11 protein-coding genes are annotated in these 12,881 nt (G+C 58.4%); 5 read left to right on the top strand and 6 right to left on the bottom strand.

The window, feature by feature from the left end:
* Window positions 1–71 precede the first annotated feature (71 nt).
* Both lon and hupB read left to right on the top strand, forming a co-directional pair.
* Window positions 72–2,489: an endopeptidase La gene (gene lon, locus EL18_RS07125; protein WP_036481195.1), complete on the top strand. Its 2,418-nt coding sequence runs from the start codon at window positions 72–74 to the stop codon at window positions 2,487–2,489.
* A 193-nt stretch (window positions 2,490–2,682) separates the two neighbouring features.
* Window positions 2,683–2,955 (top strand): DNA-binding protein HupB, encoded by a 273-nt coding sequence (gene hupB, locus EL18_RS07120; RefSeq protein ID WP_036481184.1) that lies wholly within the window; start codon window positions 2,683–2,685, stop codon window positions 2,953–2,955.
* Window positions 2,956–3,054: 99 nt separating this feature from the next.
* On the opposite strand, the gene EL18_RS07115 is transcribed toward hupB, so the two are convergent.
* The 5 genes from EL18_RS07115 to EL18_RS07095 form a co-directional block, all read right to left on the bottom strand.
* Window positions 3,055–4,101 carry an endonuclease/exonuclease/phosphatase family protein gene (locus tag EL18_RS07115; RefSeq protein ID WP_200875505.1) on the bottom strand — a complete coding sequence of 349 codons (1,047 nt, stop codon included), beginning with the start codon at window positions 4,099–4,101 and terminating at the stop codon, window positions 3,055–3,057.
* Window positions 4,098–5,153, bottom strand: coding sequence for an ABC transporter ATP-binding protein (locus tag EL18_RS07110; protein WP_036481181.1), 1,056 nt, complete (start codon window positions 5,151–5,153; stop codon window positions 4,098–4,100). Before EL18_RS07110 ends, EL18_RS07115 begins: the two co-directional genes overlap by 4 nt.
* Before the next feature lie 14 nt (window positions 5,154–5,167).
* A complete protein-coding gene (gene ugpE, locus EL18_RS07105; protein ID WP_036484196.1) occupies window positions 5,168–6,013 on the bottom strand; it encodes a sn-glycerol-3-phosphate ABC transporter permease UgpE in 846 nt (281 codons plus the stop codon).
* 79 nt (window positions 6,014–6,092) lie between these two features.
* Entirely contained in the window at window positions 6,093–6,974 is an 882-nt protein-coding gene (locus EL18_RS07100; protein ID WP_036481179.1) for an ABC transporter permease subunit, read from the bottom strand.
* A 93-nt stretch (window positions 6,975–7,067) separates the two neighbouring features.
* The gene (locus tag EL18_RS07095) at window positions 7,068–8,378 is read right to left on the bottom strand and encodes an extracellular solute-binding protein (RefSeq protein WP_036481177.1); all 1,311 of its coding nucleotides are present in this window, start codon (window positions 8,376–8,378) and stop codon (window positions 7,068–7,070) included.
* 223 nt (window positions 8,379–8,601) lie between these two features.
* Between EL18_RS07095 and EL18_RS07090 the strand changes: the two genes are divergently transcribed.
* The gene (locus EL18_RS07090) at window positions 8,602–9,126 is read left to right on the top strand and encodes a redoxin domain-containing protein (protein WP_036481175.1); all 525 of its coding nucleotides are present in this window, start codon (window positions 8,602–8,604) and stop codon (window positions 9,124–9,126) included.
* Window positions 9,127–9,154: 28 nt separating this feature from the next.
* Here the strand turns inward: EL18_RS07090 and EL18_RS07085 are convergent, their stop codons facing one another.
* Window positions 9,155–10,084 carry a LysR substrate-binding domain-containing protein gene (locus EL18_RS07085; RefSeq protein WP_036484194.1) on the bottom strand — a complete coding sequence of 310 codons (930 nt, stop codon included), beginning with the start codon at window positions 10,082–10,084 and terminating at the stop codon, window positions 9,155–9,157.
* Window positions 10,085–10,223: 139 nt separating this feature from the next.
* On the opposite strand from EL18_RS07085, the gene chvE reads away from it, so the two are divergent.
* Together chvE and mmsA are read left to right on the top strand one after the other, a co-directional pair.
* Window positions 10,224–11,291: a multiple monosaccharide ABC transporter substrate-binding protein gene (chvE, locus tag EL18_RS07080; protein ID WP_036481172.1), complete on the top strand. Its 1,068-nt coding sequence runs from the start codon at window positions 10,224–10,226 to the stop codon at window positions 11,289–11,291.
* 66 nt (window positions 11,292–11,357) lie between these two features.
* Window positions 11,358–12,881, top strand: coding sequence for a multiple monosaccharide ABC transporter ATP-binding protein (mmsA, locus tag EL18_RS07075; RefSeq protein ID WP_036481165.1), 1,524 nt, complete (start codon window positions 11,358–11,360; stop codon window positions 12,879–12,881).

The following is a 12,881-nucleotide window of genomic DNA, read 5'->3' as shown; positions in this document are numbered from 1 at the left end:
CGGGGCGCTCCTTCGTCTGAAAATGTCCGCGGCTTGCCTCATGGGAGGTCGTGGTTTGAAAAGGCAGAACAATGACAGAAACTCCGAATATCGGCAGTGACACTCTCTTCCCCGTATTGCCCTTGCGCGACATCGTGGTGTTTCCGCACATGATCGTGCCGCTCTTCGTGGGGCGCGACAAGTCGATCAAGGCGCTGGAAGAGGTGATGGGGGCTGAAAAGCAGGTCCTGCTTGCAACCCAGATGAACGCCGCTGATGACGATCCGGATGCCAGCGGCATCTATGACATTGGCACGCTGGCCAATGTGCTGCAGCTGCTCAAGCTTCCCGATGGCACCGTGAAGGTGCTCGTTGAGGGTGCTTCACGCGCGCGCATCACCAAATTTACCGAGCGTAGCGACTTTCATGAAGCCTATGCCGAGCTTCTGCCTGATCCCGAAGACGATGAGGTAGAGATCGAGGCGCTCGCGCGTTCGGTGGTTGCCGACTTCGAAAACTATGTGAAGCTCAACAAGAAGATTTCGCCCGAAGTGATCAGCGCGACGAGCCAGATCGAGGACTACTCGAAGCTGGCCGACACCGTTGCCTCGCATCTGGCGATCAAGATCCCGGAAAAGCAGGAGATGCTGGCCACCCGCTCCATTCGTGAGCGTCTGGAAAAGGCCATGGGATTCATGGAAGCCGAGATCTCCGTGCTTCAGGTCGAAAAGCGCATCCGCTCGCGCGTTAAGCGCCAGATGGAGAAGACCCAGCGCGAATATTATCTGAATGAGCAGATGAAGGCCATTCAGAAGGAGCTTGGCGAGGGCGAGGACGGTCGCAACGAGACCGCCGAACTCGAAGACCGCATCAAGAAAACCAAGCTTTCCAAGGAAGCGCGCGAAAAGGCCGAGGCCGAGTTCAAGAAGCTCGCCACCATGTCGCCCATGTCGGCGGAAGCAACCGTGGTGCGCAACTATCTCGACTGGCTGCTTTCCATCCCGTGGAAGAAGGCGAGCAAGGTCAATCACGACCTTCACAAGGCCGAAGACGTGCTTGATGACGATCATTTCGGTCTGGAAAAGGTCAAGGAACGCATCGTCGAGTATCTCGCCGTTCAGGCGCGTCAGAAGAAGCTGAAAGGCCCGATCCTGTGCCTCGTCGGCCCTCCCGGCGTCGGCAAGACCTCGCTCGCCAAGTCCATCGCCAAGGCCACCGGCCGCGAATATGTTCGCATGGCGCTTGGTGGCGTACGTGACGAGGCAGAGATCCGCGGTCACCGCCGCACCTATATTGGCTCGATGCCCGGCAAGGTTATCCAGTCGATGAAGAAGGCGAAGAAGTCCAACCCGCTCTTCCTGCTCGACGAGATCGACAAGATGGGCATGGATTTCCGCGGCGATCCGTCTTCGGCACTGCTTGAGGTTCTGGATCCCGAGCAGAACTCGACCTTCATGGACCACTATCTGGAGGTCGAATATGACCTCTCGAACGTGATGTTCGTGACGACCGCCAATACGCTGAACATCCCGCCGGCCCTGATGGACCGTATGGAGATCATCCGTATTGCCGGTTATACCGAGGACGAGAAGGTGGAGATCGCCAAGCGCCATCTTCTGCCCAAGGCGATCCGTGAGCATGGCCTGCGCGACGGCGAATTCTCCGTCAGCGACGAGGCTCTGCAGACGGTCATCCGCACCTATACGCGTGAGGCCGGTGTGCGTAACCTCGAGCGTGAGCTGATGAAGCTGGCGCGCAAGGCCGTGACCGAGATTCTGCGCACCGAAAAGGACAGCGTGGATGTGACGGCAGAAAACATTGCCGACTATCTGGGCGTCCAGCGCTATCGCTTCGGCGAGGCTGAAGGCGAGGATCAGGTTGGTGTCGTCACCGGTCTTGCCTGGACTGAAGTCGGTGGTGAACTGCTCACCATCGAGGGCGTCATGATGCCTGGCAAGGGCAAGATGACCGTCACCGGCAATCTACGCGACGTGATGAAGGAATCGATCTCGGCTGCGGCATCCTATGTCCGCTCCCGTGCCGTAGATTTCGGCATCGAGCCGCCGGTCTTCGAGCGCAAGGACATCCACGTCCACGTGCCTGAAGGTGCAACGCCGAAGGACGGTCCGTCCGCCGGTGTGGCCATGGCCACCTCGATCGTGTCCATCATGACGGGCATTCCGGTGCGCAAGGACATTGCCATGACGGGTGAGATCACCCTGCGCGGCCGTGTCCTGCCGATTGGCGGTCTGAAGGAGAAGCTGCTTGCAGCGCTTCGCGGTGGTCTGAAGACCGTGCTCATTCCCCAGGAGAACGCCAAGGATCTGGCGGACATCCCCGAGAATGTGAAAAGCGGTCTGGAGATCATACCGGTAAGCCGCGTCGGCGAGGTTCTTGAGCATGCGCTCACGCGCAAGCTGGAGCCGCTGAAAGACTGGGTGGAGCCGGTCGCCGAGGCTTCCAAGGTGGATGTTGCCGAAGAATCAGGTGGCACGACAATCGCCCATTGAGGCCTCGTCAAACCAAAATTCACGAAAGCCGGTCCGAAAGGGCCGGCTTTTGTGCTGAAAGCGGCGGAAAACATGGGATTCGCGGTGTTTCGAGCGCATTTCTCGCTTGGTTGCAGCATGCGTTCTAAATAGACTGCCCACCTCACCGGCGAGTCTTAACGTCGGTCGTAATCAGGAAGGGGTTTATAGTTTTATGAACAAGAACGAACTCGTATCCGCCGTCGCAGAAGAAGCGAACCTTTCCAAGGGTGACGCCCAGTCTGCAGTCGATGCGGTTTTCCAGGTCATCACCAATGAGCTCAAGAAGGGCGGAGACGTTCGACTTGTCGGTTTTGGCAACTTCTCCATGTCGCGTCGTGAAGCCTCCAAGGGCCGTAACCCGCAGACCGGTGCAGAGGTCGACATTCCGGCTCGCAACGTGCCGAAGTTCTCGGCCGGCAAGGGTCTGAAGGACGCGATCAACTGATCGCAGGCACAAAGCCTTCAAATGGAAAAGCCGGGCAGAACGCCCGGCTTTTTCTATTCCAGATGCGGTTACGCCTGGTGCGTGGTGAAACCTGCGCTGCTATTCTTTTGCGCCTGCCAGTTCGGCCGCTTCTTTTTCTTTCGAGATAGTTTCCCCGACAACCACATCTGCCATCACACATTTATGGTCCGACAGCGGTGTGCCGTCCGTATCAAGCGATGGCAGCAGATTGTTGGGCCTGCCACCCAAACCGCGAGCCGCGAACCAGTCGAGCTTCATCTTGCGGTTCTCATGCGGACTGATGAGGCTTGCGCGCGTCGTGATGCCTTCGGGCGTAAGACCCCAGTCATAGCCGCGCGCTTGCGCCATCGCAAAAAGCGTCTCCTTGCGCCAGTCATAGTCGGGTGGGAGGTGATTGCCGGTGTTCAGGTCGCCCCCGATAAGGACCGGCATGTCGGGTGCAAAGTCATCCAGCGCGTTGAGCAATTGCTCAAACTGCTGATGTCGATAGGCTGCATCCGCATTGCTCTCCAGATGTGTTGAGACTACGCAGATCGACCCAGCTTCAGTGGGAACCACCGCAGCCACCGCCATGCGCCCGCCGACCCGCGGTTGTTTCGGATCTGCCTTGTCGCTGCAGAACCAGTGGCCGCAATCGTCGAGCCTGATCAGTTCGACCCGCTCGAAAGGCACTGCGGAGAGAATGGCATTGCCATGCCAGCCATGGGCGTTGAAATCATCCTCGCAATATCTGCGCTCCGTTTCACCGCCCAGATCAAGTTCATGGAACTCGACGCCATAGACAAAATACATGCCAAGCGCCTCTGCCATGGCCGCGGTCGTGTCGCGCTGGCCGGTGCGGGCCATGCCGTTGTCCATCTCCGACAGGAGCACGAGCTGCGGCTTGAAAGACAGCAGGTGGGCCGCACTGCGCTCGGGGAAGAGGCAGCGCTCGACATTCCAGGCTGCCACGGTGAAGCTGGTCGGCAGAAAGGCGAGGGTGCCTGCACCACCGCTCTGCAGGACATTCATCGCATCCACTTCTGCCAAAAGCGCGCGATGCGCTTCGGGGGTCCGCGGCGCGTCGAAGATGCGTCGCCTTTGTGCCGCCGTCACGTCGGGCAGTTTGCCAACAACCGGTGTCATAACCGCCGTCCTTCTTCCGCATGGAACAGATGAATGGCAGCGGGATCGATGCGCAGGCCGGCGACGCCCGGTGCTGCAGCCGATTCCTTGCCCACGCTGACGGTGAAGGGATGGCCGGCCAGACTGCCATGAAGTAGGCGGTTCGCGCCAAGCTCCTCCACCACGTCGATCTGGAAGGGTATGCCATCATTGGGTGAGGCGATCGTGATATCTTCCGGACGTATCCCGAGCTTAACCGCGCCCTTGTGATTGGCGGGCTGTCCGATCTTGATCGCGGTCTGATCATCAAGGCGCACCGAGCCATTGCCATTATAGTCGCCCGGCAGCAGGTTCATCGGCGGCGCACCCATGAAGCTTGCCACGAATGTGGATGCGGGCCTGTGATAGATTTCGGCCGGAGTGCCGACCTGCTCGATGCGCCCGTCATTCAGCACGAAGATGCGGTCGGCCATGGTCATGGCTTCCACCTGGTCGTGGGTAACATAGATGGAGGTCACGCCAAGCCGGCGCTGTAGCTTGCGGATTTCGATGCGCATCTGGTTGCGCAGCTTGGCATCCAGATTTGAAAGAGGCTCGTCGAAAAGGAAGAGGGCCGGATCGCGCACGATGGCACGTCCCATGGCAACACGCTGACGCTGACCGCCTGAAAGCTGCCCCGGCTTGCGATCAAGATATTCGGTGAGATTGAGGATCTCCGCGGCCTCGCGCACCTTCTGTTCGATCACAGGCGCTGGTGTACCGCGATTTTTCAAGCCATAGGCGATGTTTCTGGCAACAGTCATATGCGGATAGAGCGCATAGTTCTGGAACACCATCGCGATGTCGCGCTCGGCGGGATCAAGGTCATTGACCACGCGGTCACCGATGCGAAGCTCCCCGCTGGTGATATCCTCCAGTCCCGCAATCATGCGCAATAGCGTGGATTTTCCGCAACCCGACGGGCCGACGAGAACGACGAACTCGCCGTCATTGATGTGGAAGCTGCAGGGTTTGACCGCCTGGGTACCCTTGCCATAGGTCTTGGAGAGATTGCTTACGCTGACTTTCGCCATTGGTCGGTGCTTTCTTATTTCTCGGACTCGACAAGGCCCTTTACGAACCAGCTCTGGAACAGGATGACGATGGCCACCGGCGGCAGCATTGCGATGATCGCAAGCGCCATCATGCGTCCGTATTCCGGGATCTGTGAGCCTTCGGCCATGGCCTGGATGATCTGCCGGATGCCACGCACCAGCGTGAACAGGCCTTCTTCAGTGGTGATGAGGGTCGGCCAGAGATACTGGTTCCAGCCATAGACAAACATGATGATGAAGATGGCCGCGATCATGGTGCGCGACAGCGGCACGAGAATGTCGATGAAGAACTTCACCGGTCCCGCGCCATCGATCCGCGCGGCCTCAACCAGTTCGTCGGGCACCGAAAGGAAGAACTGACGGAAAAAGAAGGTGCCGGTCGCAGAAGCCAGAAGTGGCACGATCAGGCCCGTATAGGTGTTGGTCAGGCCGATCCCCTGGATGACCTCATATGAGGGAACGATACGTACCTCCAGCGGCAGGAGGATCGTCGTGAAGATGGCCCAGAAGGCGAATGTCGCAAAGCGCAGGCGGAAATAGACGATCGCATAGGCTGCGATCATCGACAGCACGATCTTGCCGACGGCGAAACCCACGCCCAGAATGAATGAATTCATCAGCATCGTCGTGCCGGTAATGGCACCGGTAAAGCCGCCTTCGGCGAATAGCGCTGCATCGAAATTCTTCACCAGATCGTCACCGAAGCCGAAGGATAGCCCCTCGCGCTGGATATGTACGGCATCATGACTGGCGGTGGTTAGCGCCAGATAGACCGGCACCAGCATGAAAAGCGCACCGGCAATCAGGATCGCATGGTCTGCAATGGTTGATAGCTTCACGCTGCGCCGCTTTTGGCGTGCCGGTTCAGCGGTCTGTGAGACGGAGAGATAACTGTCTGCAACGGCCATCACGACCTCCTCAAGCGTAGTGAATCCGCCGCTCGAGCAGGCGGAACTGGAAGATTGTCAGGGCAAGCACAAGCACCATCAGCACCACAGACTGTGCCGAGGATCCGCCAATATCATTGCCGCGAAAGCCATCGACAAAGACCTTGTAGACAAGCGTCATCGGATTGGAGGCGGGGTTGTTCTTCACCAGCGTGTCGATGACGCCGAATGTGTCGAACAGCGAATAGGTGATGTTGATGACGACGAGAAAGAACGTCGTTGGCGCAAGCAGCGGGAAGGTGACTTCCCAGAAGCGGCGGAAGCCTGAAGGATTGTCGATCATCGCCGCTTCACGCACATGGCGCGGAATGGATTGCAGTCCTGACAGGAAGAAGATGAAATTGACGGGGATCTGGATCCAGACGGACACGACGATCATGGCCAGCGCGGTATCGGCATAGCTGACACCCAGCCGGTAGTCGTAGCCGAGAAAGGCGAAGAACTCGGTGATGATGCCGATATTCTGGTCAAACAGCATCACGCCAACCAGGCCCGCAACCGGCGGTGCCACGGCGTAAACCCACATCAGTAGCGTGCGATATGTCTTCGCGCCACGGATGACCTTGTCAGCCTTGACTGCAAGCAACAGTGAAATGGCGAGCGCAAGGAAGGTGACAAGCGCCGTGAAAAAGAGCGTGAAGCGGGCGACCTTCATATATTCGGCCGATGTGAACAGCCGCGTGTAATTGGCCATGCCGACAAATTGCGAGCCGAACCCGAACGGATCTTCGAGATAGAAGGATGAGTGGAGCGCGCGCCAGGCCGGCCAGTAGAAGAACACGCCGATGATAATGAGCTGCGGCACAAGCAGCAGGATCGGCAGCGATTTGTGCGAAAACTGTGAGCGCTTCACGGATCAACTCGCATCTGGAATGTGGAAGAACATGCCGCCCGATGCGGCAAGACAGGCGACCGGATGGCCGCCTGTCTCAGATGAGTGGCGGCGTTAGCCCTGACCGCCCTGCGTCTGCGCAAAGCGCTCGAGAAGCGCATCGGCTTCCTTCTTGATGGTCGCGAAAGCGTCATCGAGCGAGGTTTCGCCGTTCAGGTAGCGCGTGTATTCGCGGTTCATCACGTCACGGATCTGGACGTAGAAGCCCATGCGATAGCCCTTGGTGTTGTCACCGGCAGGCAGCTGAAGCTGCTGGATACCGATTTCGGCAGCCGGGAACTTCTCGTAGTGGCCGTCTTCCTTGGCGAGTTCGTAAGCAGCTTCCGTGATCGGCACATAGCCGGTCTCGCGGTGCCACATATACTGAACCTCAGGCGAGGTCAGGTAGCGGAAGAACTCGGCAGCAGCCTTGTTCTCTTCATCCGAGTGGCCCGACATCGCAAAGAGAGCGGCACCGCCGATAAAGGTCTGCGTCGGCTCTTTCGTCACCTTCTCCCAATAGGGCAGGTAGGTGGCGGAGAAGTCGAAGTCTGCTTTCTGGACAAGGCCGCCGAAGGAGCCGGACGAGCCGAGCCACATGGCAACTTCACCAGCCTCGAAAGGCTTGGCATTGTCGTCCCATGCAGCGCCGTAGAAAGCGGCCAGATCATTGTCGATCCAGTTCTTGAAGCTCTCGAAGTGCGCCTTCAGTTCAGGCGCATCGGCATTGATCGACACATTGACGCTGTCATAGCCGTTGTTCTCGGTGGCGAATGGCAGGTTGTGACGGGAGAAGAAGTTCTCCGTGAAGATCCACGGCATGTGCGACTGGGTCAGCGGCGTGTAACCGGCTTCCTTCAGGGCAGGAGCGGTAACGTTCTCGAACTCTTCCCAGGTCTTGGGCGGCGTGACGCCGGCCTTTTCCATCGCCTCTACATTGTAATAGAGGATCGGGGTCGAGGAGTTGAACGGCATGCCGATCATCTTGCCGTCGGAATCGGCATAGAAGTAGCGAACGCCGGCGATGTAGTCTTCAATGTTGAACTCGACACCGTTCTCGTTGAGGAGGTCCTCAACCGGCACGACCGCACCCTTGGCGCCGATCACGGTAGCAGCACCGGCATCGAAGACCTGAACGATGTTCGGCTGTTCGCCGGCACGGAAAGCAGCAATGGCAGCCGTCAGAGTCTCTTCATAGGTACCCTTGAAGACAGGCGTGATCTTGTACTCGTCCTGGCTTTCGTTGAAGTCGGCGGCGATCTTGTTCACGGTCTCGCCGAGCGCACCGCCCATGCCGTGCCACCAGGTGATTTCGGTTTCGGCATGAGCCGGAGCGGTGAGGGCGCCAAGAACGGCACCGACCGACAAGAAAAGCTTCGTTTTCATCAAATGTCTCCCAAAGGGGTTGCGCTGAGTAATCTCGCGGCTTGGGAGTTAGGCTTGTCCTGTTACAGTTCCATGTCACAACTGTTTCAGTTTTTTGACCATCAACAGAAGTGAACCGTTCCCCGCTATTTGAGTGAATGCTCAAACAAACGTGATCTGTCGTGCAGGAACGCTCTCGCTGCCTGTCGGTTTACCGGCACAACGTTTCCCAAGGAGTTTGAACATGAACAAGCCAATTCTGCCTGGCAGCACGGCACCCGCGCTGGACGTGAAATCGCTGAACGCCGATCACCCGTTTTCCATTGCTCAGATGGAGCCGAAAAACTTCAAGCTGCTCTTCTTCTATCGGGGTGTGCACTGTCCCAAGTGCAAGGATCAGCTTGAAGAGCTGAATGAGCGTGTGGAGGAGTTCAGGAAACAGGGCATAGAAGTTGCTGCCATCTCCATGGACAGCGAAGAACGTGCGCGCAGGCAGCGCCAGGACTGGAATATTGGCAATTTGCGTATCGGCTACGAGATGAGCCGCGAGGATGCGCTGAATTGGGGTCTGTATCTCTCACGGAAGGAAAAGGATGCGGAGCCTGATCTGTTCAGCGAACCGGGCATCGCCGTACTCTATCCCGACGACACGATCTACGCACTTTATTATCAGACGGTGCCTTTCGCCCGGCCGATGCTGGATGATCTGCTGAGCGGGCTCGATTTCATCGCAAAGAACGATTACCCCATCCGTGGCAAGGTGGCCTGATCCGAAGCTGCGAATTGAGGGCTTTCGCCTATCCCCTGGGCGAAAGCTCTGCGATCAGAAGGTCCCGGAAGCGGCTGCATATCGGGCTGAGCGGGACCCCCTTTCGCATGATGAGCTGGTAGGGCGTGAGGATGAGCGTTTCCTTGAAGGGAAGTTCGCGGATTTCGCCATTGCCCGTTTTTGCCACCAGTTCAGCGACTTCCTCCGTCATGGCTGCCACCGCGTCGGATTCTCTCAGATAGCTGAGCGCCACCAGCAGGGACGCGGTATCGATGCTGTCTTTCGGCACGGGCAGGCCGCGGTTGATGAAGGCCTGTTCGACACCTTCACGGATCGGCATGCCTCGCGCCTGTATGATCCAGGTCAGATTGGCGAGATCGATATAGGTGACGCGCGGACGGCTCTGCAGCGGATGTCCGGTGCGGGTCAGATACCGCACGACCTCCACGCGCCCACGACGCACATCCAGACGGCGCGCATCGACATAGGGCGGCACGCGTGCCAGCACCAGATCGTAGTCGCCGCGCAAGAGACTATCCACGAGTTCCGAACTTGGCGCCACATTGACTGAAACTTCGGTCCGCTGCGCTTCTGCCTTCAGCTTTTGCAGTGCAGGGACCACGAAGCGAACGGCCGGACCGGTGACGGCGCCCACCCGCACGGTGCCGGCCAGACCTCCATGCAATGCCTCCAGTTCGGCTGTGGCCGCGGCCATCTGACCGAGGCAGATCTTCGCGTTCCTGATCAGGATCTCGCCAGCAGGGGTGGGTTCCATGCCCTTGGGATGCCTGTCGAACAAAGGGCGGCCGACCAGGGTCTCGAGCTCGCTCAGGCTGCGCGATGCAGCTGGCTGCGTGATCGCCAATGCATCGGCGGCAAGTGACAGCTGGCGTGTCTCGGCAATGGCAGTAACGAGACGCAGATGTTTGAGGCTGAGGCGAGAGGCGAGATGCTGCATGTCAAAGACCATATCAAAATTGATATGAGAACCCTACAAGATATTATTTGAACGATAAGTGGCTGTGCGCATAGATTGTCTTGTGTCGTAGAGACACAGGGTACTGGTCGCGGCTCGCTTTCGCCGCAGGGAGGAAATTATGAAAAAGTTCACCGCAGGGCTCACGGCCCTGGTCATGGTGGCGTGCCTTGGTGCGCCATCCGCTCTGGCGCAGGACAAGGGTACGATCGGCATCGCCATGCCGACAAAGTCCTCTGCTCGCTGGATCTCGGACGGTGAGTCCATGGTCAAGCAGTTCGAGGAAGCCGGTTACGAAACCGATCTCCAATATGCCGAAGACGATATCCCCAATCAGCTCGCCCAGATCGAGAACATGATCACCAAGGAGGTTGATGCTCTCGTGATTGCGGCCATCGATGGCACCACTTTGTCGAATGCGCTCGCCAATGCCGCTGCTCTCGACATTCCGGTGATCGCCTATGACCGCCTGATCCGTGATTCCGGCGATGTCAGCTATTACGCGACCTTCGACAACTTCAAGGTCGGCGTTCAGCAGGCGACATCGCTTGTCAAAGGTCTCGAAGAACGCTTCCCGGATGTATCGCCCTGGAATGTCGAACTTTTCGGCGGCTCACCGGACGATAACAACGCATACTTCTTCTATGATGGTGCGATGTCGGTTCTTCAGCCGCTGATCGACGAGGGCAAGATCGAGATCAAGTCCGGCCAGATGGGCATGGATACTGTCGGCACGTTGCGTTGGGACGGTGCGGTCGCTCAGGCGCGCATGGATAATCTTCTTTCCGCTCACTACACCGATGACACCGTTCATGGCGTGCTTTCGCCCTATGATGGTCTTTCCATCGGTATCCTCTCCTCGCTGAAGGGCGTGGGCTACGGTTCCGGCGACACGCAGATGCCGATCGTGACCGGTCAGGATGCGGAAGTGCAGTCCGTAAAGTCGATCCTGGCTGACGAACAGTATTCGACCGTGTTCAAGGACACCCGAGAACTGGCCCGTGTCACGGTTGGAATGGTTGAGGCGTTGCTCGCGGGCGGTGAGCCTGAAATCAACGATACCGAGACCTACGACAACGGCGTGAAGGTTGTTCCCTCCTATCTTCTCGAGCCGGTTTCCGTGGACAAGAGCAATTGGGAAGAGATCCTGGTTGGCTCCGGTTACTACGAGAAATCCGAAATCGAGTAGGCGTGAACAGCGCAACACGGGCGGAGCCGGCGGCTCTGCCCGGGTTCGCCGGAAAGAACAACACCCATGTCCGTACTGCTAGAAATGCGGTCGATCACGAAAACCTTTCCAGGCGTTCGTGCGCTCGACAATGTCTCGCTGTCCGTTGAGGAGGGCGAAATCCACGCGCTGGTCGGCGAAAACGGTGCCGGCAAGTCGACGCTGATGAAAGTGCTGTCCGGTGTCTATCCTCACGGGGAATATGAGGGCGAGATCATCTTCGACGGTGACGTCTGCCGCTTTCACGGGGTGAATGACAGCGAAAAGGCCGGCATCATCATCATCCATCAGGAGCTTGCTCTGGTTCCGTTGCTGTCCATTGCCGAGAATCTGTTTCTGGGGAATGAATGCGCAACCAACGGTGTTATCAGCTGGCAGGAAACCTACCGCCGCACCGAAGGCCTGTTGAAGAAAGTGGGCTTGAGCGAACCGCCACAGACACTGGTGGACGATCTGGGTGTCGGCAAACAGCAGCTCGTCGAAATCGCCAAGGCCTTGTCCAAGGATGTGCGTCTTCTCATCCTGGACGAACCGACGGCTGCCTTGTCGGAATCGGACAGCCAGACACTGCTGGATCTCATTCTCGAATTGAAGGCGCAGGGCGTCACCTCGATCATCATCAGCCACAAGCTCAACGAGGTCCGTCGCGTTGCCGACACGGTCACAGTCATTCGAGACGGCGCGACGGTTGCGACCCATGATGCGCGAGGGCGTGATCTCTCCGAGGAGATCATCGTGCGCGACATGGTCGGGCGCAGCCTGGAAAACCGCTATCCCGCACGCACGCGCCGCCCCCGCGATGAGCGCCTGCTCGAAGTCGACAACTGGACCGTGACGCATCCCGAACATGCCGAGCGCCAGGCCGTCCGCGATGTCAGCTTCCATGTCGATGCCGGCGAGGTGGTCGGAATAGCAGGCCTGATGGGGGCAGGGCGCACCGAGCTTGCAATGAGCCTGTTTGGGCGCAGCTATGGCCGCAACCACACGGGCACCGTGCGCGTCAAGGGTGAACCCGTCGATGTGTCGACCGTCGGACGCGCCATTGATGCAGGCCTCGCCTATGTCACCGAGGACCGCAAGGGCCTCGGTCTGGTTCTCGATGACGAGATCGTGCGCAACACCACGCTTGCCAATCTTCCCGCTGTGGCACGCAACGGCGTCATCCAGCCCGAGGAAGAAGTGAGTGTGGCGGAAAAATACCGCAAGGCGATGAATATCCGCACGCCGCACGTCTTCCAGAAGGTCGGCAATCTGTCGGGTGGCAACCAGCAGAAGGTCGTCCTGTCCAAGTGGCTTTTCGCCAATCCTGAAGTGCTGATTCTCGACGAGCCGACGCGCGGCATCGATGTCGGCGCGAAATATGAAATCTACACGCTGATCAATGAACTGGCTGCCGAAGGGCGAGGGGTCGTGATGATCAGCTCTGAAATGCCTGAACTTCTGGGCATGTGTGACCGCATCTACGTGATGAACGAGGGCGCGTTCGTCGGCGAGCTTTCCGCCGATGAAGCAAGCCAGGAGCGGATCATGTCGCTCATCGTCACGCATTAG

The organism is Nitratireductor basaltis, from assembly GCF_000733725.1.
Lineage (GTDB): Bacteria > Pseudomonadota > Alphaproteobacteria > Rhizobiales > Rhizobiaceae > Chelativorans > Chelativorans basaltis.
This window is presented reverse-complemented; position numbering and strand designations above follow the sequence as displayed.